The organism is Fodinibius sp., assembly GCF_034521915.1.
In the GTDB taxonomy this organism is placed as follows: domain Bacteria; phylum Bacteroidota; class Rhodothermia; order Balneolales; family Balneolaceae; genus Fodinibius.
This window is the reverse complement of record NZ_JAXHLU010000017.1, coordinates 201,548-222,712: the sequence shown is the minus strand read 5'-3', so window position 1 is coordinate 222,712 and position 21,165 is coordinate 201,548. Positions and strand designations below refer to the sequence as shown.

At 38.8% G+C, this 21,165-nt stretch carries 26 protein-coding genes; 8 read left to right on the top strand and 18 right to left on the bottom strand.

Annotation, left to right across the window (positions count from 1 at the left end; all coding sequences use genetic code 11):
* Positions 1–16: 16 nt before the first annotated feature.
* Entirely contained in the window at positions 17–1,234 is a 1,218-nt protein-coding gene (locus U5J89_RS13515; protein WP_322576174.1) for a dipeptidase, read from the bottom strand.
* An 87-nt stretch (positions 1,235–1,321) separates the two neighbouring features.
* On the bottom strand, positions 1,322–1,813 hold the full coding sequence (locus U5J89_RS13510; RefSeq protein WP_322576173.1) for a hypothetical protein: 492 nt from the start codon (positions 1,811–1,813) through the stop codon (positions 1,322–1,324).
* 128 nt (positions 1,814–1,941) lie between these two features.
* On the opposite strand from U5J89_RS13510, the gene U5J89_RS13505 reads away from it, so the two are divergent.
* The 6 genes from U5J89_RS13505 (at position 1,942) to U5J89_RS13480 (ending at position 7,699) form a co-directional block, all read left to right on the top strand.
* Positions 1,942–2,070: a hypothetical protein gene (locus U5J89_RS13505; RefSeq protein ID WP_322576172.1), complete on the top strand. Its 129-nt coding sequence runs from the start codon at positions 1,942–1,944 to the stop codon at positions 2,068–2,070.
* 236 nt (positions 2,071–2,306) lie between these two features.
* Positions 2,307–3,071 (top strand): AAA family ATPase, encoded by a 765-nt coding sequence (locus tag U5J89_RS13500; RefSeq protein ID WP_322576171.1) that lies wholly within the window; start codon positions 2,307–2,309, stop codon positions 3,069–3,071.
* A gap of 24 nt (positions 3,072–3,095) precedes the next feature.
* Positions 3,096–3,428 carry a hypothetical protein gene (locus U5J89_RS13495; RefSeq protein WP_322576170.1) on the top strand — a complete coding sequence of 111 codons (333 nt, stop codon included), beginning with the start codon at positions 3,096–3,098 and terminating at the stop codon, positions 3,426–3,428.
* A gap of 109 nt (positions 3,429–3,537) precedes the next feature.
* Positions 3,538–4,299, top strand: coding sequence for a GNAT family N-acetyltransferase (locus tag U5J89_RS13490; protein ID WP_322576169.1), 762 nt, complete (start codon positions 3,538–3,540; stop codon positions 4,297–4,299).
* Positions 4,300–4,310: 11 nt separating this feature from the next.
* The gene (locus tag U5J89_RS13485; RefSeq protein ID WP_322576168.1) at positions 4,311–5,084 is read left to right on the top strand and encodes a lysophospholipid acyltransferase family protein; all 774 of its coding nucleotides are present in this window, start codon (positions 4,311–4,313) and stop codon (positions 5,082–5,084) included.
* A gap of 17 nt (positions 5,085–5,101) precedes the next feature.
* Positions 5,102–7,699 carry an alpha/beta fold hydrolase gene (locus tag U5J89_RS13480; RefSeq protein ID WP_322576167.1) on the top strand — a complete coding sequence of 866 codons (2,598 nt, stop codon included), beginning with the start codon at positions 5,102–5,104 and terminating at the stop codon, positions 7,697–7,699.
* A 5-nt stretch (positions 7,700–7,704) separates the two neighbouring features.
* On the opposite strand, the gene U5J89_RS13475 is transcribed toward U5J89_RS13480, so the two are convergent.
* The 10 genes from U5J89_RS13475 to U5J89_RS13430 form a co-directional block, all read right to left on the bottom strand.
* Positions 7,705–8,259, bottom strand: coding sequence for a tetratricopeptide repeat protein (locus U5J89_RS13475; RefSeq protein WP_322576166.1), 555 nt, complete (start codon positions 8,257–8,259; stop codon positions 7,705–7,707).
* A gap of 62 nt (positions 8,260–8,321) precedes the next feature.
* On the bottom strand, positions 8,322–9,302 hold the full coding sequence (locus U5J89_RS13470; protein ID WP_322576165.1) for a Gfo/Idh/MocA family oxidoreductase: 981 nt from the start codon (positions 9,300–9,302) through the stop codon (positions 8,322–8,324).
* A gap of 44 nt (positions 9,303–9,346) precedes the next feature.
* A complete protein-coding gene (locus U5J89_RS13465; protein ID WP_322576164.1) occupies positions 9,347–9,802 on the bottom strand; it encodes a hypothetical protein in 456 nt (151 codons plus the stop codon).
* An 84-nt stretch (positions 9,803–9,886) separates the two neighbouring features.
* Positions 9,887–11,326, bottom strand: coding sequence for a lipase maturation factor family protein (locus tag U5J89_RS13460; protein ID WP_322576163.1), 1,440 nt, complete (start codon positions 11,324–11,326; stop codon positions 9,887–9,889).
* An 84-nt stretch (positions 11,327–11,410) separates the two neighbouring features.
* Positions 11,411–11,878 (bottom strand): GNAT family N-acetyltransferase, encoded by a 468-nt coding sequence (locus U5J89_RS13455; RefSeq protein WP_322576162.1) that lies wholly within the window; start codon positions 11,876–11,878, stop codon positions 11,411–11,413.
* Between the two features lie 247 nt (positions 11,879–12,125).
* On the bottom strand, positions 12,126–12,302 hold the full coding sequence (locus U5J89_RS13450) for a hypothetical protein (protein WP_322576161.1): 177 nt from the start codon (positions 12,300–12,302) through the stop codon (positions 12,126–12,128).
* A gap of 455 nt (positions 12,303–12,757) precedes the next feature.
* On the bottom strand, positions 12,758–12,955 hold the full coding sequence (locus U5J89_RS13445; RefSeq protein ID WP_322576160.1) for a hypothetical protein: 198 nt from the start codon (positions 12,953–12,955) through the stop codon (positions 12,758–12,760).
* 333 nt (positions 12,956–13,288) lie between these two features.
* Positions 13,289–13,615 (bottom strand): hypothetical protein, encoded by a 327-nt coding sequence (locus tag U5J89_RS13440; RefSeq protein WP_322576159.1) that lies wholly within the window; start codon positions 13,613–13,615, stop codon positions 13,289–13,291.
* A 44-nt stretch (positions 13,616–13,659) separates the two neighbouring features.
* Complete coding sequence (locus U5J89_RS13435) at positions 13,660–14,250, bottom strand: hypothetical protein (RefSeq protein WP_322576158.1); 591 nt, start codon at positions 14,248–14,250, stop codon at positions 13,660–13,662.
* Between the two features lie 93 nt (positions 14,251–14,343).
* Positions 14,344–16,425 carry a TonB-dependent receptor gene (locus tag U5J89_RS13430; protein WP_322576157.1) on the bottom strand — a complete coding sequence of 694 codons (2,082 nt, stop codon included), beginning with the start codon at positions 16,423–16,425 and terminating at the stop codon, positions 14,344–14,346.
* Between the two features lie 172 nt (positions 16,426–16,597).
* Here U5J89_RS13430 and U5J89_RS13425 point away from each other — a divergent pair, with 172 nt between their 5' ends.
* Positions 16,598–16,909 carry a DUF2752 domain-containing protein gene (locus U5J89_RS13425; protein ID WP_322576156.1) on the top strand — a complete coding sequence of 104 codons (312 nt, stop codon included), beginning with the start codon at positions 16,598–16,600 and terminating at the stop codon, positions 16,907–16,909.
* A 4-nt stretch (positions 16,910–16,913) separates the two neighbouring features.
* Positions 16,914–17,258 carry a TM2 domain-containing protein gene (locus U5J89_RS13420; RefSeq protein ID WP_322576155.1) on the top strand — a complete coding sequence of 115 codons (345 nt, stop codon included), beginning with the start codon at positions 16,914–16,916 and terminating at the stop codon, positions 17,256–17,258.
* A 3-nt stretch (positions 17,259–17,261) separates the two neighbouring features.
* Here the strand turns inward: U5J89_RS13420 and U5J89_RS13415 are convergent, their stop codons facing one another.
* The 6 genes from U5J89_RS13415 to U5J89_RS13390 form a co-directional block, all read right to left on the bottom strand.
* On the bottom strand, positions 17,262–17,831 hold the full coding sequence (locus U5J89_RS13415; protein WP_322576154.1) for a DUF5777 family beta-barrel protein: 570 nt from the start codon (positions 17,829–17,831) through the stop codon (positions 17,262–17,264).
* Positions 17,770–18,105, bottom strand: a complete 336-nt coding sequence (locus tag U5J89_RS13410) for a DUF5777 family beta-barrel protein (RefSeq protein WP_322576153.1) — start codon at positions 18,103–18,105, stop codon at positions 17,770–17,772. The genes U5J89_RS13415 and U5J89_RS13410 overlap by 62 nt, the downstream gene beginning before the upstream one ends.
* 13 nt (positions 18,106–18,118) lie before the next feature.
* Positions 18,119–18,589 (bottom strand): YceI family protein, encoded by a 471-nt coding sequence (locus U5J89_RS13405; protein WP_322576152.1) that lies wholly within the window; start codon positions 18,587–18,589, stop codon positions 18,119–18,121.
* Positions 18,590–18,706: 117 nt separating this feature from the next.
* Entirely contained in the window at positions 18,707–19,198 is a 492-nt protein-coding gene (locus U5J89_RS13400; RefSeq protein WP_322576151.1) for a c-type cytochrome domain-containing protein, read from the bottom strand.
* Between the two features lie 45 nt (positions 19,199–19,243).
* Complete coding sequence (locus tag U5J89_RS13395) at positions 19,244–20,524, bottom strand: outer membrane beta-barrel protein (protein WP_322576150.1); 1,281 nt, start codon at positions 20,522–20,524, stop codon at positions 19,244–19,246.
* 4 nt (positions 20,525–20,528) lie between these two features.
* Positions 20,529–21,056, bottom strand: coding sequence for an RNA polymerase sigma factor (locus U5J89_RS13390; RefSeq protein ID WP_322576149.1), 528 nt, complete (start codon positions 21,054–21,056; stop codon positions 20,529–20,531).
* Positions 21,057–21,165 lie beyond the last annotated feature (109 nt).

Sequence of the window (21,165 nt, the reverse complement as noted above, 5' to 3'; positions counted from 1 at the left end):
ATATAATAAGTAAATATTAACTATCTGATTGCTGCATGTTATCGGCAACCTCGTTTACTTTATTCCACACTCTAAAAACATTTCCGGAGGCAATTTTCTCAATTTCATCTTCTGTATATCCACGCTCTAAGAGTTCAGTAAACAGGTTGGGATAGGTGGATACGTCTTTCAGTCCCGTTGGCAGGGTTGGCCCTACGCCATCGTAATCTGAGCCTAATCCAACATGATCGATGCCTACCAGATCAACAACATGGTCGATGTGATCGGCTACCTTTTCAACGGTACTAAATTTGAAATTTTCCTGAAAATATTCCGAACGAAATTGGTCTGCTTCTGCACTTTCCGGATCTAACCCTTTTTCTTCAATTCTTTGTGCAATTTCCTGTCGTACTTGTTCCTGACTATTTTGCGATGCACTATCCAAGAATGTAGAACCAAAATTAATCATGATTACACCACCGTTTTCACCAAGTTGTTTGATGAGATCATCACTCATATTTCGTTCAAATCCGGGTGTAAAATGTCTGCACGAAGAATGTGTAGCTACAACGGGTGCTTCCGTTACCTCTATGACATCATAAAAAGCGCTGTCGGTAATGTGAGATACATCCACCATCATGCCCAATCGGTTCATCTCTTTTACGACTTCTTCACCATAATCACTTAAACCGTTGTGTGTATCTGCCGTCGTATCATAGGAAGAATCGCTTAGTCGGTTATCTTTTGCATGAGCAAGAGTGATATAGCGAACCCCTCGATCATAGAAGTGTTGTACGTTCGATAAATCTTCACCTACGGGGGCCCCATTTTCAATTCCCATAGGCAGTGAAATTAATCCCTTTTCAAAATTAGACTTTATCTCATCGGGGTTTGTTGCTAAAGCGAATTTATCGGGATTATCACTGGCAATTCCTTCCACCATATCAATAAGGCTGTCTGCTGCAGCTTTGGCTCCACCGGTTTCCTGATACTCAACAGGGATGTAAATAGACATGAAGGGTGCATCCAAGCCACCTTCTTTGGCACGTGGATAATCAAAATCCAGATCGGGCGCAGCCTTTGAAATATCAACCCATTCATCTTTTAACTGATAGGGGACATCAATATGTCCGTCTACAATAATTACTTTTTGTGCAAGCTCATTTGCCTGTTGTTGATACTGATTTTTTTCGGCACAACTGGCAAAAACCAGTACCAATAAAAGTACAATGCTTATATTTTTTATACTCTTCATCCTTTGATTTTTTTATTAAAAGTTTGGTTGAATGTTGTTTAAAAAATGAACCTTTGCAAATTTCAAAAAACATTTTACAATATTTGGTTACGTAAAGTTCTTAAATAATTGAAGAACTTCTTCCTGGGAGGCTTTGCTGAAGAGAAGAGGACGCCCGCTGAATTCAAACAAATATAGGTCTTTATCAGTGTCAGTAAAGCTGACTTTAAAAGTTTTTAGCGTTGGCTTAAGTTTGCGCAATAAAAAATTTACGCCCGATGTGGTAGGAAATACTTCTTTGATAGTTTCTTTTTCGAACTGTTCTTCGTGAAATTTCTTGCCATTTTTTAGATACGATACCAGAATATTTTTGTCAGTCATATTCAATGTTATTTCAATAGGACCGTTCATAATTTGCAGGTAGCAGAGAATCGTTATTGCAAAAAATATAAATGCTCCTAATCTGCTAATACTTATCCAAAATGGATCCTCCAAATTCCAGAATACAGTAAACGTAATTACAGATAGGACTGCAGAAATTACGGCTCCGGTTTTCCAGAAGTCATAATTTTCTTCTGAAATAGTTATCGATTTGTCCATTAGGCAATTTTGAAGTTAACAGTTAAATTGGAGATAAGATATTGATTTACACTTGCAACTCAACATCTGGTCTGATAGATTTCTAATAAAGTAATTAGTCAAGAAACGGGAAACTCAAATATTAGATTATGGCTAAAAAAAAGAAAGATTCTGAAGGTAAAACAATTGCTATTGCCGTTATTTTGTTTGCTGCTGGTTTGGTGGCCCTTATTTATGCCATCCAATTTATCATTGGTTATTTCTTTCCCAATTTATAACTCCTTTCTCTATCAGAATTCACTGCTTATTTGTCTTTGAAAATAGTATGTAGAAGATTTTCTGATCTTCTCATTTCACATGTCTTTTTAATTGGCAGAACTAATTTGTTATAAATATTAAAATATTTTAATATTTCTGTAACAAATCATGCTCAGAGTTCTCTATTAATATAAAGGGCATTGCTCTGATTAATAATTATTAATTGACTTCGGGAAACTACAAACGGTATGTACGTATGAAAACAATAGCTTTTACCAATCAAAAAGGTGGAGTCGGAAAAACTACCTCAACGATTAATGTTGGCGCTGGACTTGCCCAGGAGGGATTTGAGGTTCTGCTGGTTGATTTGGATCCACAGGCAAACCTTACTTATTCGCTGCGGCTCAGTTCCAATCGCTTGGAAAATAGCATTTACAATGTTCTTAAGGGGGATATTGAGGCTAATGAGGTGATTATCAATCATAATGGTTTTGATATTATGCCTTCTTCCATTGATCTCTCGGGAGCGGAGATGGAGTTTGCCAATGAGCCGGCTCGTGAGATGTTGCTTAAAAATAAGTTGAATACCTTATCCAAAGACTACGATTATATCCTGATTGATTGTCCGCCTAACCTGGGATTACTCACGCTAAATGCATTTTCAGCGGTTAAGGAGATTTTTATTGTCCTTCAGTCAGAGTATTTGGCCTTGCATGGTCTTTCAAAGCTGATGGATGTTATCCAGGTTGTTAAAGAACGATTGAACCCTGAAATAGAAATCAGCGGTATCATCTGTACATTGTTTGACGGTCGGAAAAATCTTAATAAAGAGGTTGTAGATCATATTAAGGATTACTTTGGTGATAAGGTCTTTGATACGATTATCCGGGATAATGTGGCGCTGGCAGAAGCACCGAGTCATCATAAAACCATTTTTGAATACGCACCTGATAGCCATGGGGCAAAGGATTACAAGGCGTTGGCTCAGGAAATCAGAAATGGACAGTTGCAGCACGCGTAGAATATTAATGGGGACCAGCTTATTATGTCAAAGAAGAAAAGTTTAGGGAGTAGTCCCATCGCTTTTAAATCGCAGAAAAGTACAATGGGTTTTATTCCTGACCGAGGAGTATCAGATAAAAAAAAGGAAGCCGATACTGCTGTTATAGCTAAAAAACAGACTTTGAACAACACGAATACAAACAGGATTAAGAATACCCCATCCAAAAAAGAGAAAAATAGTAAAAAGAAAATTGTCAGCTACTATTTAGAAACTGATTTAGTTGAAAAAATAAAGTCGATAGCTGATACAAAGGATATGTATTATTCTGCCTTGGTGACTTCGGCTCTTAAAAACTGGATCGCTAAAAATAACTGATTCCTAAGTTATCTGTACAGAATCAGCCTGTATATCCTATTTTTTGATTCTTTTTTAATGCTTAGTTACTTATCCTTAGGGGTAACTAAGTATAAAAGATCTTAATTCTGTGGAAAAAACAGTATCGGAACCATTACTTACCACTAATCGGTATAAGCTGCAGTTTGCCAAAACAGAAGCTGAGTTACGTGCCGCGCAATCACTGCGATATAGTGTATTTAATGTGGAGCTTGGGGAAGGATTGGATAAATCGCATCGGCAATGTCTGGATGTTGATCGATATGATATGCAATGCGATCATCTTATTGTTTTGGATCGTAAAACGGATCGTGCAATAGGTACGTATCGCCTGCAGACGTATCAAAAAGCAATTCAATATCATGGATTATATACAGCGGCTCAATTTAACCTGTCTACAATTCCCGAGGAAATTTTAAAACAAGCGGTAGAAGTAGGTCGTGCGTGTATCCAAAAGGAGCACCGAAATGGGCGGGTGCTGTATTTGTTATGGCGGGGAATAGCAAAGTACATGGAAATGACCGAACAACGCTATTTGCTGGGATGCTGCTCCATCAAAAGTACAGATCCTGTCGAGGGATGGACGGTATGGGACTATCTGCGGGAAAATAATCATATCCACAGTTCTTTGAGTGCTGATACCAAAGATGCCTACCAATGTCCGGAAGTTGAAAGGGATAACAAAGCCTGGAAAAACGTAACGTTGCCAGAATTATTCGATCTATATATCAATTTAGGAGCCAAAACCTTGTCAAAACCGGCTCTCGACACGGCTTTTAAAACGATTGATTTTTTAATATTGGTAGATCTTGAGAACCTCGATGAGCGCTCAAGAACACTGTTTTTTCGATAGTTATGAAAATAATGATTGAGAATGTACGGGCATTCCTACGTCTTATAGTTTTTTTTCTTCTTACCTTCGGTACGGTAATTTCGGTTGCAGCAGGTAATATACTTTTTGGTTTCTTAAAACCTTCGATGGTTGCTAAATGGAAGAATCGTATAATAACTCTTTGGGCTTCGTTAACAGCCAAAATTCTGGGGCTTACCATTACTTCTGAAGGATCGTCGCCTAAACCTCCTTTTTTTCTGGTATCTAATCATTTAAGTTATATCGACATTGTACCTCTTTGGTACTTATTGGATGGAACATTTATTGCCAAAAGTGAAGTTGCATCATGGCCTTTTTTTGGATGGGGAACCCGAACTTTAGGAGTTCTTTTCATAAATAGAAAGTTACAGGGCGACGTTCGTCGGATGAACAATCGGATTGCGGAGACTATAACCGATTCGAAGGGGATTATTTTATTTCCCGAAGGAACAAGCTCAAAAGGGGAAAAGGTTTTACCTTTTAATTCCTCTTTGTTACACTATCCGGCGAAAAAAGAAATGCCGGTCAGCTGTGTGGCTATTTCATACCGCTCATCGGATGTCGATCGGCCGGCATGGTCTCACGTTTGCTGGTGGGGAGATATGGCTTTCTTACCTCATTTTTGGGAGCTGCTAAAGATAAAACAGATTAATATCACGGTTAGGTTTGGAGACAAGCTTACTGCCAATGACAGAAAGGAGCTCTCAAAACAGTTACATGAACAGGTATCACAATTGTTTATTCCCATTGTTGATCCTCAGAATTAATTGCATAGAATAATTAGATGTTAAAGAGCATAAAAGGCTGGAAAAAATACATTCTCATTTATGTTGCTGCTCTGGTATTATCTCACCTCATTACAAACTTTTTTCAAAGTCCACTGCCGGAACAAGAAGAGGCTAACAAAACTGTACAGCTAAATATCGTCAATCCTGATCAGTCCCTGTCTGATAAAGATATCACCATTGGTTATCAGGATATATATAGCGGTTCAGAAGATAATCCACCCGTTTTGTTATTGTTACCAGGGGGACCAGAGGGGCCTGAAGTATTCCAAGAGATAATTCCGGATTTATCTTCAAAAATGAGAGTTATAATACCACATTTGCCGGGTTATGGAAGTGGAAATGATAATCTGCCAAGCTATTCTTTTGAAACCTCCTCAGTATATACTTCACAGTTTTTAGATACTCTTAATATTTCGACCGCGCATGTATTTGGCTTTGGACTGGGAGGCCCTAGCGCCATTCATTTGGCTCACGACCATCCCAATAAAATAAAATCCGTAGGACTTATTGCCTCAGTCGGAGTGCAAGAGTTGGAGCTGTTGGGAAGCTATCGCTTAAATCATGCAGTACATGGATTGCAGTTGGGAGCAGTATGGCTGCTACACAATGCCGTTCCGCATTTCGGGCTTTTTGAAGCCATCGATATTGATGTCTCCTATGCGAAAAGACATTATGAGTCTGATCAGAGACCGCTCAGATCTTACCTAAAACAGCTTCGAAAACCTATGATCATACTCCATGGTAAGAAAGATCCCTTAGTGCCACTGGCGGCGGCTCAAGAGCATCATCGCATTGTTCCACAAAGTGAACTACAGTTATATGAGGCGGATCACGATCTACTGGAGACTCATAGCGATTCAGTTAGCCAGGCCATTAATTCATTTATTACTGAAGTTGAACAAGGTACTGCAACTACGGCGGATAACGCCTCAAAAGAACGTATAAAAGAAGCCGAAAAGTCGTTTTCAAATGTCGAGTTTGCAAAATTCGAAGGTGTTTCTCTTCTGATAATTATGGTGATCATCATTTTGGGTACGCTGATCAGCGAAGACTTAACCTGTATTGGGGCGGGATTACTGGTAGCACGCGGCTTAATCGGATTTTGGCCAGCCACACTGGCTTGTTTTCTTGGTATTTTTATTGGTGATGTGGGCCTATACTTAGCGGGAAGAGTGCTGGGACGACCGGCGATCAAAAGGGCGCCATTTAAATGGTTTATATCAGAAAAAGACCTTGAAAAAAGTGCCCAATGGTTTAAGGTAAAAGGTCCGGCAATTATTATAGCAACCCGGTTTTTGCCGGGCAGCAGAATGCCAACATATTTTAGTGCAGGGGTAATCAGGGCAGGCTTCTGGATGTTTATCTTTTATTTTATTCTTGCAGGTCTTGTTTGGACCCCCATGCTTGTGGGGATCTCGAAGCTGCTTGGAAATGAGTTATTGCGCTATTTTGAGCTCTATCAGGATTATGCCATATGGGTGTTTCTGGGTGCCGTAGCATTCATTATCATGTTTATTAAGCTTATTATTCCCGCCTTTAGCTATAAAGGACGGCGACTGTTACTGTCCCGATATCGAAAATTAACGCGCTGGCAATACTGGTGGCCTATTATTATCTATACCCCAGTAACGCTGTATATTATTTATTTGGGGATAAAATATCGTTGCCTAACGTTGTTTACAGCTGTTAATCCTGCTATCCCGGACGGGGGATTTGTTGGAGAATCTAAAAGTGCTATTCTGGATTTATTTAAGGATTCTTCATCTGTAGCATCATTTAAGAGGATTTCTTTCGATGAAGAGTTCGAAAATATGCTTGATGCTGCTGACGAATTTTTAAAAGAGAATGAGATGAGCTTTCCGGTTGTGCTTAAACCCGATGTAGGAGAAAGAGGGAAGGGCGTTAGCATTATAAAAGATCGCCATGAACTTCAGGATTATCTTTCTGAATGTTCAGAGGATATTATTATACAGGAGTTTGTAGAAGGTAAGGAAGTTGGAATTTTCTATTATCGAAAACCTCAAGAGGAGGAAGGGCATATTTTTTCGATTACAAAAAAGGAGTTGCCCCAAATTGTTGGAGATGGAAAAAAAACGGTGCAAGAGCTTATTTTATCTGATGATTTGGCAGTGAATATGGGAAAAGAGTATCTCAAGCAAAATGAAGATCGTCTGTTTGAGATACCCGCTGAGAAGGAACGGATCACATTAGTTGATATAGGAACTCATGCACGGGGTGCTGTCTTTTTTGATGGTAAGGAGCTTATTACCGAAGCTTTGTCAAAAAGGATGAACGAAATTTGTAAATCGGCACGGGGTTTTTACTTCGGTAGGTTTGATATTAAAGTGCCGGATTACGAGCAATTAAAAGATGGAAAAGGATTAAAAATAGTTGAGGTGAATGGTGTAACATCAGAGTCAACAAATATTTACGATGATAGGTTTACCTTTATTGAGGGGCAAAATATCTTAATGAATCAGTGGCAAATTGCTTTCGAAATAGGAGATCAGCTTAGAAATAATGGGAGAGAGGTCACGTCGTTATATCCATTTCTTAAGAGGATTTTTAACCAATTAGTGAAAACAAAAGAGTAATGATGTTAGAAATATTTTTCTAACATTTCGTGGGCTTTTTTGTGATTAAGTTCAGCTGCTTCACGTAAGTCCTGTTCTGCTTTATCCATTTGCTCTGATATCATATAGCTGCACCCACGGTTAAAGAGCAGTTCCACATTTTGGGGATTACTTTCAAGCGCTTTGGTAAAGTGTATAATCGCTTGTTCATGTTTACCCAGCATGTGAGCATATACCATGGCAGCTCCCTGTTGGGCTATTGGGTTATCTGCATTTACATTAATGGCTTTTTTAAATTGTGCAAGCGCTTTCTGGGGCTTTCCATTGTTGTGATATAGTGTACCTAACAGTTGATAAAGCTGATCATCGTCCGGCTGTTGTTCTATAGCAAACAAAAGAAACTTTTCAGCCTCTTCGTCATTTTTATTCATGACTTTTATGAGTGCCTTATTGCGAAGGGCTTCTGGATGTCCAGGTTCTCTGTTTAAAACCTCATTAAACAGGCGCAAAGCATGTTCATGGTTTTGCTTTTCTAAATTTTCTTTAGCCCGGTTATAAATTTTTTCTGTTTTCTGACCCATAAATCCTTAGAAGATTCTCGTTACTAAAATTTAAGATATTATTTTTATTAGTGTATAAAAGTTTAATTTGATAGGCTTTTTGCACTTTCTCTAAAAGCATCAATAGCAGTCATATTGTTCACTGCGTCGGTAAGTGGCGTTGGAACCGGATTGTCTTTAATAACAGCATCGGAGAATGCCTTTGCTTGCTGAGTATATTGATTTACAACCGAAAAGGTGATCTCTTTCTTTTCATTATCTTTAAACAGCCAAATTCTGGTTGTTTGATCCGGTGGAGCATTAAAGGGAATCTCAATAATAATTCTACCCTCCGTACCTATAACAGTTACTTGTTGATGGGGCACTGTTTGCGTAGCACAAGTAAAGGTAGCAGTTCCAGAGTTAAATTCGATTACTCCGGATGCCAAATAATCAGTTTTAAACTTCGGATCTATTTTCCAGTATCCTGAAATGTCGTTCGGTTCTTCATCAAAAAGAAATCGTGACAATGAAATGCAATAACATCCGATATCCATGAGTCCGCCACCACCCATATCAGGTTTATTACGGATATTGTCGGGATCATCGTTATAATAGGAGAAGAATGAGTCCACCGTCTTAAGAGCACCAATCTCTCCATCAGAAACCAGCGACTTGGTTTTTTTCCACTGGGGATGAAAGCGATACATAAATGCTTCCATCACTTTTAGATTTGGATAGGTGTTTACCTTTTGTATCAATTCTTGGGCCTCTTGTCTATTCAAGGCAATCGGTTTTTCACACAGTACATGTTTTCCGGCTTCCAATGCCTCCACAGTTTTTGGAACATGCAGGTGGTTGGGCAGGGGATTATAAATAGCATCGATGGACTGGTCTGCTAATAGTTCACCGTATGAACCATACGCATTTGATATTTCGAGCTTTTTCGCCGCAGTATTGGCTTTTTCTTTCGATCGGGAAGCAATCCCTTTTACGGTAGAATTTTCAGCCTGCTGTATGGCGGGGATAACTTTTTCAACGCCTATCTTTGCCGTGCTTAGGATTCCCCAGTTTACGATATCCATTTATAACTTCGTGTGTTAAAAATTGACCTTAGTATCCCAAATTATTAGCTGGCCAACAAATATAAGACAGCAAAACGTGCATTTTCTTTAATATTGCAGCCGGGGTCGGGCGCAAAAAAGTTAACCGTTATTAGATTCCCATTATGTTGATTGGGCATCATTGATGTATTGGCAACAATACCCGCTTCACGAGCATGTGGATGCAGATTAATGAATGCCATTGTGTCTTCTACTTCTTTAATACTTTCATTCATAGTTGCCTGGTAATGCCCTTGCGGGAGGTTCCACCATCCATAGTCTTCCCCTTGGTTCTTTTGTGGATTGATCATTTTCTTATCTGCTGCTTCAAACTCACTGCCACCAAAATCCAGCGAGCCGGCCTTTGTAAATTTGTGAATCGAATCTACGGTTAAATCAAAATGAGTTTTGTGTTGCTGGGTATCCTTGTGAATAATGGATTGAACATGGTCTTGAAGCTCATCTGATTTTAGGAAAAACATAGTGAAATACTTTTTTAGGATTAACACATAGTTTAAACATTAATAGAATAATGTATGATTCCTTAATGGTTTTAGCTATCAAGACTACAGGTGTTGTAAATCTTCTTTAGATTGTGGCGGTAAGTACATCCGTTCAAAGCTCCGCTTCCACCAGTTTCCGGTATCTTTATATTCGTCATGGTTTGTAAATTTGTATTTAAATAGACGTGCCCGTATATAATTGGGAGAATTATTTTTAAAAGGATTATCTGATAAAAGTTTTAAGGTATTTTGGTCGCCTTTTAACAATTTATGAATAAATTTAAGGAGCCAGGTGTTGGACCGAATGGGAGTCATGGCTGCAAACCACATTTGCCAATCAAGACGAAGATGGTAGGGAGCCCACTGCATTGGGACCCGTTTTGGGTTACCGGGCTTACCCTTAAATTCGTATGCTTTCCAGATTGTTTCCGAGTTAATTTGATCGTCGGTCGTTCCTTCAATTACGATCTCATAACGTGTTCTGGTTACTGATCCAAATGCACCGTATGTATTAACCAGATGCAACGGATTAAAGCTTGCATTCATCCGTTGTTGAGGAGAAATCATATTTTTAATGGGCCCCATACTTAAATAGGCTACAATGATCCCAACAATAATGGTAAGGATTCCCAGCAATGAACTGGCGAAGAGTTCTGTCGGTGGAGAAATCGGGATAAGGTAAGACAGATATTCATTACTAATGCCACTGAACGCTAATATGAGCGTAAGCCAATTCAACCAGGCATAATTTCCGCTTATGATTAGGTAAAGCTGAGATAATATAATCAATAATGCTCCGATAGTTGCAAATGGTTGCGGTAAAAACAACAGCCATACGGCTCCCAATTGAACAATATGATTAAATAGTGTTTCCAGCTTATGAAGCTTTTGTGGCAATAGATGAAAGAACCTACTTAAGGGGTTGGGCATCGGTTGGGTTTCGTGGTGGTAGTTGAGGCAGGTTAAATTACGCCAGCACTTGTCGCCACGCATCTTAATGAGACCGGCTCCGAACTCGACCCTAAATACAAGCCAGCGCAGGATAAATATCATTATTAGGGAGCTTTCGTATTTTATAGGACCCAGGAAGATCGCGTAAAAGCCGGCTTCCAGAAGCAGAGATTCCCATCCAAAACCATAAAAGAGCTGACCTACATTTACAATTGAGAGGTATAGTATCCAAAGTAAAATCCAAACCAGCATTGAAAGCCATAAAGGGCCTGCATCTGAAATACCGAGTGCAGCAAGTAAAGCGAGTGCAAATCCTGCCCATGCAATAATTGCGAAAAAGTGATCAGAATAATGCCAGTGAAAAATGCTGGGTGATTTCTTAAACGGGATGCGGTTTAAAAAACGGGGGACAGGCATGAGGCCATTTTCTCCCAGTAGTGGCCTGAATTGATTTATAGCAACCAGAAACGCTATTACATAGATGAAACCCAGTCCACGTTGTATTATGAAAGTGCTGAGCCAATATTCTGATTGATATAATCCTTCAATCATAATAAAAGCTGTTGTGCCATTAGAGCCTTAATACATAGCGATAAAAGAATATATCATCAAATATTGAAGTCACTTCTTTTTATGTCAAGTGGATAACTGTTTTTGCACTACGAAGTTCGATTCAATCTCACCATTTAATAGAACTCTTTGCTTTTGAACTGTAGAAAAGCCCATTTTGAAATAAAATGGTCGGTCCAGGGCGTTGGTTTCGGTATGGATGGTTGAGATGTCTTTGGCAGTAGCATACTCTTCCAATGCAGTATATAGTTGTTTGCCGATGCCTTGACCTCGATAATCGGGATGACAATAAAAACAGTTGATATGGCCACCATAATTGATCTGCCCAATTCCAACAATACTATTATTAATTTCAGCAACAACAGTGAAATTGGTCAAACAGGTTTCTTCCCAATCTGTGTATTGAATATTATTCAGAGCAAAAGAGGATTTTTCTGTTTCTGGATATCCTTCAGCATTTAAAATGCTTACCGAGTCGCCAAGCAAATGGGCAACTTGCTCAATATCACCTTTTTTGTAGAGTCGTATTTCCATAGATAGGATATTTAGGGAGATTATAACTGATAATGGATAATTTATCAGGAGTTTAGCAAATGGGTATCTTTTTCTTCGTACAAATTAGCTTTAAGTATATAGAAAATAACTACTTAAATACTAAATAAATTCCGAATAAATTAGCTGGTTTTTGCTGTCTTCGTAAATGCTTTATGCAGAGTAACTTAACAAATAAAAAAGCTGCTCCCCGGAAATGAAGAGCAGCTTTGTAGTAGCAAAAAAGTGATTAATAGGAGTTACTTCGTGTGTAACTTGTACAGTTACCGTTTTCTTTTCCGTCTTTTTTACATTCTTCTTTATCTTCAAATCCGCCATCGGAGTAGGCTTCGATATCACCGTTTTTGGAGGTTTGTCTCCATCTCCATTTCCCTTTGGCATCTTGGTAAATTTCACATCTTGGCATAGAGCTATGGTACCTTTATTTAGTTAAAATTTATTCCTTGTAATACACAATAATGATTCTATTCACTATTTACAAAGTTGAACGTCTGCAAATGTGATTTATTTGGGAGTTTAGTAAGAAACTCTGCTTAAGAATTTAGCTGCTATTCAACTTTAAGTGATAATCGTACTCCGAGGAAAAAATTACTTCAAAACCATTTACGTGGCTTACTAAAGCAAGCATTAGAAATAATAGGCCCGAAATAATGAGCACTATATTTATTCCTTGCAACAAGTAAAAAATTAATCGTGAATATTGATCACGAATAATCTTTTTTTGGAATTTATCTCGGTTGTTAATATAAGCTCGAAAACTCAAAAAGATGACTACAAGGGCACCAGAACCGATCCAGAACATAAAACTTTTTTAGCTTTATATGTTCAAATGGATCAGGGTGTTCCGAATAAAACCCGGTATTAGGGGAGGAGTTTAAAATCGTAATCCGCATTGTCTTTAATTTCCATATTTGGAAGATCTATAGGTACATCATGTTCGTCTGCTTCTTTTTTCAATTTTGTATAGAAAGTTCTCGACAAAAGTAGCCGCTGGTATTCTACGCCATTTTCGTTAATGTAATCTGTAATAGCATCGCGAAGCCTGTCCATTTTTTCCATAGCAAACAATAATTTAATAAGGGATTTCAATTCAGCTCAAAACATAACATAAATTTATCAAATCAATAAGAGGATATTCCGTTTTACTCAAAAAAGATAGGGTAGTGCAATTTTTATTCCGCATTACCTATAGACATTTATCTTTGTAAAAAAATTATGGGTCTATTATGTCTAAGAAAATATAAATGGAGTTCACTCGCTTCTTCGATACAACTGCTTTTCTTTTATCTAATTACCGTCTTTGGTTGGCCTGCCAAATTTGGGCGTTACCCAGTTATATTTATTTATACAGTAATAAAGGATTTAAAAGACCTTGAAAGATCTATTAATCAGCTATTTTTGATCTATTTCTTGTTGCGTCAAATAAGAAATGAGCCAAATTATTCCCCAACCAGCGCCGGCATACCACCATTGAAAATATAGTAGCACACCTGTATTAGTGGCATATAGAAGGTGGGTGAACCAATCGGGTGCTGAGGTTTTGGCTTTGTTCATCATATTCATAAAGCCATCTCCAAAATAGACTAGCAATTTAACAAAAAGCAGCAGTCCGGTGTATCCCCAGACAAGTCCCTTTAAGAAGATGTTAGAAGATAATACTGCAGCGATAATGGCAACTGTTGCCAGGATGTCAACAATAACATCTTTAAGCCACGACATAGAAAATATAATTCTTAATTGGATGTGATTTTTATAGCATCCAATTAAAGAATAGTAAGGCTTTTTATCCAAACTAATTCGCTGGAATTATTTCCGATATCATCTCTTTTTAAAGAGCTTTTTAATGTCCATCCTTCTTTTGGTGAGGTGGCATTTACCAAGTATCCTTCGATACGAATAATATGCCCTTCTCTGAGCGATCTTATTTTATTGCGTATTTGCTCTGTAGATCCAACAAGATGCATATTTGAGGCATGCTCCCACATGGCATTTTTCTCGATAGGGGGCTTCGCCATTTCAAAATAAAATGAACGATCGGACTGACGAACCATTAATGAGTTTAAATTACGCTCATCAGACATGGGGCCCCAACCAACAACAATGTCGGTAGGCACAAGCTCTGAATACTTGTCGAAATAGTAATTTTTAATTGAAAGTACCCTCGCTTCAAGATCAATATTGGCCTTAGGTGTTATTTTAAAACCTTTGTGAGTGAATTTATCAGCGTTATAGGTAACTTCCTGAACAGGGGTTTCAGGGGCTACTACACCGGGTCCATGCTCTACCGGACTTGTTGTCCAGTAGTAGTAGACACCGCCAATTAATAAAACGATAAAAAGAAAGTGTTTAATCATAATAGGCTCCTTTTTATATCATGTCTGTATTAACAAGATAGCATAAACGCTATTTGTTACAAGTTAGAAAGGATTTATTTAGATTAGTCCTTTTTAAAAATTTACCGAAACACCTGCCTGCCAGCTTCTGCCGGGGGCTGGTTCAAAATAGCGCCCCCCAAAAGCATTTACAGTAACAGAGCCATTATAACGGGAGTCAAACAGATTATTAACATTTATAAATGGCTGTAACTCAACACCTTGGGAGCTAAAAAGCTTTCTAAAACTAAATGAAGCATCAAAAATATTATAAGCGTCGTTTTTAGCCGTGTTTAAATTATCAGCCATATAGCTGCTTACATGTTTGTAGGTGAGCGAAAGTAAAAAGTTCCCGGGCGACCAGCTGACTTTTCCATTCAGCCGAAAGGGAGCAATACCCGGAACTTTGTTACCTCTTAATGAAAGGCTGTCAACAGTTTGTGCCTGTTTGAATTCTGCTTTCGTAACGGTTGTATTAGCGGATATTTTCAAGTCCTGTTTGATCTGCCATCCAATTTGTGCTTCTACACCGGTGTGGCGAGTTTCTCCCTGATTTCGATAGAAGGTAGGTCCATCTGTTTCAAGTTGATAGGGGAATAACAAGTCTTCAATCCAGAGTCGATAGAAGGTTAAGTCGTAAGTGAGTGTATTTGATGCAATGTCACCTCTTATCCCGGTTTCTAAGCCGACTGTTTGTTCAGGTTTTAGATTTGGATTAAATCCGTTACCACCACCGGGTCTATTAACCAATTCGGTTGTCGTAGGAGCCTCAAATGACGTACTTACATTCGCAAATATATTTTGATTCCCAGGTCGGTAGTTAATTCCCAGACTTGGACTCACAGACTTAAAAGTGCGGTCTCCCGACTGTGAAGCCGTATTTGCATCGGTACTAAAATTTATTCGATCAAATCGAAGGCTACTAAGAATGTTAAATTTGCCGAAAGAATAGGTCGCCGTAGAAAAAATAGCTTGGTTCCAGACCTGTTCAACCTGATCAACGGTAATGGACCCGCGTGTGGCATCTCCAATATTTTCAAACTCTTCCCGGTCATCATTTTGGAATTTTGATTCTACCCCGAATTTTAGTTTTAGCGAGTCCCATTCTTTATCAAAAGTAGCACGCAGGCCACCAGCCAATCTATTCACAGTGATAATCCCAAATGGTAATGGATTTGTGAGATCTCTGTAAATAGTATATCCCGTTATATTGAGTATTCCGGCATCAGTTTGCAGCATATAGGAGAGTCCGGCCTGTCCCTGCATAATTTGTTTCCCGGCCTCGGCATCTACAAAAGAAGGGACCGCTTTGGTGGGATTATTTTGTGCATCTGAGGCTGTTAAAGCACTGGGATGTTGAGCTTTTGGCATATAGATGGCCGCTCCCTGATATTGCAAATGACTGTTTGAGGTAAGATTTATAGATCCTGTTACCCCTGATCGCAGCACTTGTGCGGCACTGTAGTCTCTGTAGCCATCAGTATTCAAGTAGCTGGTATATCCCGTCATTTTATGATCTGGATTACGGATAGAAAATTCGCCTTCAACTTTTTGTGTTCCAAAAGATCCAGCCATTGTTTTCAGTCGAAAATTATTCTCCTGCTCATACCGTGGTTTTGTAGATAGATATAAAACTCCTCCGCTGCTGTTTCCCCAATAGGCCGCGGCGGGACCACGCAGAAGCTCAGCTCTACGGATAAAAGAGGGCTCCACAATATTGAGCATGGTTTGTCCGTCTGCTACAGTCAAAGGAATATCATTTAGTACAACCTGTACTCCGCGAACGCCAAAGGCAGCACGCCAGCCCACTCCCCGAATAGTTATGCGTTCTCCCAGTGCGTAGTTTTGCCGGTCATTGACCCAGATCCCAGGCATTTGCTGGCTAATATCTTCAAGGGAAAGTGTAGCACTGCTGTTAATATCTATTAAATCTCTTGTAACTATACTGAGCGCTGCAGGGGCATCCGATGAACTGATAACAGAATGCATTGCTGTAACTTCTATAGGCTCAAGATCAACCTTTAAGCTGTCTTCAATCTCCTGGCCTTTAGTAGCAAGAGAGAAGAATCCGAATAAAACCGTAAATAAAACTATATAACGGATAGAGTAATTTATAAGATGAAGAAATTTACGTGCTAATCGAATTTGATTAATCATGTTTTTTATTGATGATTTAGGTCACAAGAGAAATTAGTGTTGATAACAGACAGAGATAGATAGTAATTCCTTATTTATGGGTTCAAATCAAATAAAAATTTCTTACATTTTTAACTTTTTATTTACTTGTTTTTGTAACATCAGTTTTTGAATTGTCGTACTTCTTATTGCAATGAAAGAAATCATCACATATTTATATCGGAATTACTTTGAAATTGCTGCCTTTAGTGTAGGACTATTGTTATTGGCTTTGATGGATCCGAAAACAGCCAGCGGTCCGGGATTATGCTTGTTGGAAAACTTGGGTTTCCAATATTGTCCCGGAGATGGATTGGGACATTCAATATCTTTTATTATTCGAGGTGAGTTTGATAATGCATTGGAAGCGAATATATTAGGACCATTTGCCCTTATTGTTTTGTCGGGTAGAGTTTTTTACCTGTTTTCTAAAAACTATTTAAATCACAATAATAAAATAGAATAATATCATGGCTAATGTAATAGATTATTTACCTGAACTTGAGGGAGACGAGGCGGCTTATATTTCAAAAGTGATGGAGTCTATGGACGATAAATCAGCAGATCGATTTACTAAAGTATACAGAGCACGAAGACAAGATCCTCAAACGGTCTTATTAACTGCGCTTATTGGTTTTTTCGGGGTAGCGGGGGTGCATCGTTTTCTCGTTGGCCAGTTGGGAATGGGACTTTTATATCTGTTTACTGCGGGACTCTGTTTTATTGGGACAATAGTAGACGTTATCAACTACAAAAACCTGGCTTTTGAATATAATAGAGAGGTTGCCCGGGAAGCTGTTTCGCTGATAGAATAATGCTTACAATCCAAATATTCGGTTCACATTAAATCCAAAGCGGAAATCGCCGGCCCAAAATTGTTCGCGATTCTGAGCCATTGCATATTGTTCCAGATGCCACCGAGTAGAGGCAAAAAACAGCTGAAAAACGTGTCCACCGGTTTGGATATTCAACCCTAATGAAAAGGCATTATTAGTATTTGGGTTACTTTCTCCAATTATCGGATAGTATTCTGCCATTAATGCGAAGCGTTCGGAAAAATTAATTTGAGATCCCATTCCAATAGAAAACAGTTCATTTCGATTCTCCACACTTACTGAACTGAAGTATGCATACATCGGAGATAGCTGCAGTCTAATTTGCTCATTAATTTTTTTGGATATAATAGCAGATGTTAACGTACTTAAATCATCCTTAATTGGTTGCCTGTTTTGCTGTGTAACGATGCCCAAATCAGCTTTGAGGGATAAACTAATTGGTTTTGAACCACTGGTATTTTCTTGCATTAAGGCGTATTTGGTACGAAAATCAACTACATTGAAATAGTGATGAACGCCCAATTCCTGCCGTCCATTTATCGGTAATCCCATAATCAAGCCCCAACCGCACGTTTTGGATATTGTCTAACCCAAAGAAATTCTGGATAGGATTCGTAGTTGCGATTCCAAAACTATGCATAATAGTAACATTTAGATTTCCAGCCGGTAAATGTTCTGTTGTAGCTTGAGAAATCAGAGTAGGCGTCCAGAATGTTTCTACCGGTTCCACAACATTTGCTCTTTCTCTTTCCATTTGAGCTGTACTCTGCATCGAGAACAGGAGTAAAATAACAGGTACCAAATAAAATTTTAGTTGAGCTCTCATAGATTTTGAAAAATTATTTTGGGGTTAATGTGGCAGAAATGGACACGTCAATTTTTTCACTCACGCGATAAAATAAAATGCCGGGAGGTTCAATATTGTAATCTTTCATGTTGAGCGTCCATGAGGCCTCAACATGTATTCCTTCTTGTACTTTTTTAAGTGTGCCGGTAATTGTTGTCTGCTTTGAAACTCCGTGAACGGTAAATTCACCTTCTACGGTGACTTCTTGCGGTTGATTGTCAATGGGTTTAAAATTCGAAACTATCTTGCCATAAAATTCTGCAAAGGGATATTTTTTTGCTTCAAGCGTTCTAAGCATATCGTTATCTCTTTTGCCGATTCCCGTTTTTAAGGTATTTACATCTACATAGAAATCAGCGATGGAGTCTGTTAGCGATATTTTGCCTACCAGGTGATCCGATACGCCTGTAAATGAATGCAAGGGCACCGATGAATCAAATTCTACATGCCCCGATTTAGTCATGTAACTCTGCGCTGAACCCGATATAGGCAATGCAAAAAATAATAGCGCAACAAGGAATAAAGATGGTATGTAAGCAGTTTGATTCAACAATTGCTTAATATTCATAGCAATATACGATTAATTATCTGGGGCACCGTCTTCTATCCAGGCCCTGATGGAGTCAATATCTGCCTGAGATAATGGATCGCGCTGATAGGGCATACGCTGGCCTTCCTGGGGATCGGGCTCAATTTTATCCACAAGGGGACTTTCATCCGGATTGCCCGCATTAATAATGTTCTCTTCATATTGATTGCCTACGCTATTTATGGCATCATCATAGGAACTCAAGTTGACGCCACTTTCTTGAGTGCCGGAATCATGACAACCACTAGTTGCACAAGAGGATTGAAAAATGGGTGATATATCCTGAGAGAAGCTTACGTTCCGATTTAGGTCGGGATCAGGATCCGGATCGGGGTCAGGGCCGGTGCTGTTGCCATCCCCACCGCAGGAAACGAGTACCAGAGTCAGGAAACAAATAGCTATTACATCAAGAAAGCGTAAGATAATTGAAATACGGTTTTTAGTCTGGGCACCACCGATATAAAAAGAGGTTGGATATTTCATTGGTATACTCCGTTATGACATTTTTGGATTTAGATGTTTGGAACATTAAAAAATGTTGTAGTTGACCGAGATAAATGATCCCATGGAATAGAGTTTGACATTACCCCAGCCGACTTCCTGCATGGGAACTTTGATGAATGGTTCAATACGTAAACTAATATCTTTTCTTAGATCCACTTCATATCCCAAGGAGAAAACAGCATTGCTCATCCAGTGACGGGTTCCCGTTCGTTCTTGCCAACGCTGTGGTTGTCCGGATGAATATCCGTCATAGGTAAATCTATAATCTTCATTAAGCATGATATATGAAGAAAACCCACCGGTGGCAAAAAGTCTTGAATGATCGAAGTGCAAAACGTTGTATTTTAAGCTTATTGGAATATCGATAAGAAGACATTTTCCGATGGTTTCTTCCGGTGCACCTCCATAGGACCAATATCCTTCAGGCGGACTATAATCATTGCCACTGGCCGTATACTGCACCTTAGAATGTATAGCACCAACAGAGAGGGCAAGGTTTTTGGTAAGATTATATTCAACAGATAATCCAATTTTATACCCAGGATCATAGAAATCAGAAATTCCACCAGCGGTGCTTATATCCGGTCCTCCCATTAAACCTACTGTAAGTCGTGGGGTTTGCCGGCCTGGAAGCTGATTCTGTGTGTTAAATTTATTAGAACTTTCCGGAATATAACTGGTATTCGTTGATCGGTCTATGGTATTTGGCGGATTTAAATTATTGCTGGTAAAATCCGAGGTTTCAAAATCCGTGTACATATCTCGAGCAGAAAGTTGGGCGGATTCCGATAGTTTGGCCAGAGCTATAGATTGTTGATACGAATCCGATGTAGAGAATTGCTGCTGTGATTCTTCATTTGAGTTTCTCTCATTTTGAGAATTACCTGGGTTGTTTTCAGTAGTCTCAGCAATATTTCCCGAACTTTGCTTAGTGTTTAACGTCTGCTCGGATCTAGTATCTGATGGATTATTAGGGAAAGAAAAGTCGAAAAGCCCATCAGGTAATATCTCTAAAGGTCCATTTTGAGGATTTTTAACCTGTTCACTTCTTGTTAATCGTTCATTGAGCTGATCAATTCTTTGCTGTTGTTGGTAGGTGTAGTATGCTAAGATAGAAAACAGTAAAATGATTGCAGCAGCAGCTGAATAGCGTTTCCAGTAATTATGCTGCTTATTATCTGCTTCGGCAGCGTCAAGCCTGCTTTCCAGTTTAAGCCAATCCTCTTCCTTATATTCTATATCGTATTCCCGAACCTTCTTTCTGAAGAATTCTTCAAGGGGATCGTTATGTTGTTCGTTAGCCATATTCTTAGATAAAATTTTTCTCTACAATCGATTGCAGATTTTTCTTCGCTTTAGCCAAATTCGATTTAGAGGTACCAACTGCAATATCAAGCATCTCTGCAATTTCCTTGTGCTTAAATCCTTCAATCACATAGAGGTTAAATACCGTTCTATAAGCGGGCGTAAGCTGTTGAACCATCTCAATAATTTCATCATAAGACATCCCACTTAAGACTTCCTGTTTTCGGGCTGGTTTATGATTAATCGATTCCAAATCTGTCTTCTGGAGCTTATTTTGATTCTTGTGATATTGGTTGATCGCTGTGTTCACAATTATTTGTCGTAGCCAAGGCTTAAAGGGACGGTCAGGATCATACTTTTCGATATTTGTAAAAACCTTCATGAAAGCGTCATTTAATACTTCTGCAGCTTGTTCTCTGGAATCGGCATACCTCAGGGTTATACTCATGCCATAGGCATAATACATTTTGTAAAGCTCCTTTTGGCTTTCCCGCTGCCTCTTTCGACAGCCTTCTATGATCTTTTTGATCAAAACAGAACCTATCCCGTTAATAGACTATTGGTTTCTTCTATTTAATAATACAAGACTTTTATGGAAAGGGTTGCCTCGAAGGACGAAAAAATTGAAAAAGAATAGGAGG

Bases quoted from the DNA above. Each gene is read 5' to 3' on its own strand.
- U5J89_RS13515 (WP_322576174.1), bottom strand. From the start codon at position 1,234: ATGAAGAGTATAAAAAATATAAGCATTGTACTTTTATTGGTACTGGTT.
- U5J89_RS13510 (WP_322576173.1), bottom strand. From the start codon at position 1,813: ATGGACAAATCGATAACTATTTCAGAAGAAAATTATGACTTCTGGAAA.
- U5J89_RS13505 (WP_322576172.1), top strand. From the start codon at position 1,942: ATGGCTAAAAAAAAGAAAGATTCTGAAGGTAAAACAATTGCTATTGCC.
- U5J89_RS13500 (WP_322576171.1), top strand. From the start codon at position 2,307: ATGAAAACAATAGCTTTTACCAATCAAAAAGGTGGAGTCGGAAAAACT.
- U5J89_RS13495 (WP_322576170.1), top strand. From the start codon at position 3,096: ATGTCAAAGAAGAAAAGTTTAGGGAGTAGTCCCATCGCTTTTAAATCG.
- U5J89_RS13485 (WP_322576168.1), top strand. From the start codon at position 4,311: ATGATTGAGAATGTACGGGCATTCCTACGTCTTATAGTTTTTTTTCTT.
- U5J89_RS13480 (WP_322576167.1), top strand. From the start codon at position 5,102: ATGTTAAAGAGCATAAAAGGCTGGAAAAAATACATTCTCATTTATGTT.
- U5J89_RS13475 (WP_322576166.1), bottom strand. From the start codon at position 8,259: ATGGGTCAGAAAACAGAAAAAATTTATAACCGGGCTAAAGAAAATTTA.
- U5J89_RS13470 (WP_322576165.1), bottom strand. From the start codon at position 9,302: ATGGATATCGTAAACTGGGGAATCCTAAGCACGGCAAAGATAGGCGTT.
- U5J89_RS13465 (WP_322576164.1), bottom strand. From the start codon at position 9,802: ATGTTTTTCCTAAAATCAGATGAGCTTCAAGACCATGTTCAATCCATT.
- U5J89_RS13460 (WP_322576163.1), bottom strand. From the start codon at position 11,326: ATGATTGAAGGATTATATCAATCAGAATATTGGCTCAGCACTTTCATA.
- U5J89_RS13455 (WP_322576162.1), bottom strand. From the start codon at position 11,878: ATGGAAATACGACTCTACAAAAAAGGTGATATTGAGCAAGTTGCCCAT.
- U5J89_RS13450 (WP_322576161.1), bottom strand. From the start codon at position 12,302: ATGCCAAGATGTGAAATTTACCAAGATGCCAAAGGGAAATGGAGATGG.
- U5J89_RS13445 (WP_322576160.1), bottom strand. From the start codon at position 12,955: ATGGAAAAAATGGACAGGCTTCGCGATGCTATTACAGATTACATTAAC.
- U5J89_RS13440 (WP_322576159.1), bottom strand. From the start codon at position 13,615: ATGTCGTGGCTTAAAGATGTTATTGTTGACATCCTGGCAACAGTTGCC.
- U5J89_RS13435 (WP_322576158.1), bottom strand. From the start codon at position 14,250: ATGATTAAACACTTTCTTTTTATCGTTTTATTAATTGGCGGTGTCTAC.
- U5J89_RS13430 (WP_322576157.1), bottom strand. From the start codon at position 16,425: ATGATTAATCAAATTCGATTAGCACGTAAATTTCTTCATCTTATAAAT.
- U5J89_RS13425 (WP_322576156.1), top strand. From the start codon at position 16,598: ATGAAAGAAATCATCACATATTTATATCGGAATTACTTTGAAATTGCT.
- U5J89_RS13420 (WP_322576155.1), top strand. From the start codon at position 16,914: ATGGCTAATGTAATAGATTATTTACCTGAACTTGAGGGAGACGAGGCG.
- U5J89_RS13415 (WP_322576154.1), bottom strand. From the start codon at position 17,831: ATGGGATTACCGATAAATGGACGGCAGGAATTGGGCGTTCATCACTAT.
- U5J89_RS13410 (WP_322576153.1), bottom strand. From the start codon at position 18,105: ATGAGAGCTCAACTAAAATTTTATTTGGTACCTGTTATTTTACTCCTG.
- U5J89_RS13405 (WP_322576152.1), bottom strand. From the start codon at position 18,589: ATGACTAAATCGGGGCATGTAGAATTTGATTCATCGGTGCCCTTGCAT.
- U5J89_RS13400 (WP_322576151.1), bottom strand. From the start codon at position 19,198: ATGAAATATCCAACCTCTTTTTATATCGGTGGTGCCCAGACTAAAAAC.
- U5J89_RS13395 (WP_322576150.1), bottom strand. From the start codon at position 20,524: ATGGCTAACGAACAACATAACGATCCCCTTGAAGAATTCTTCAGAAAG.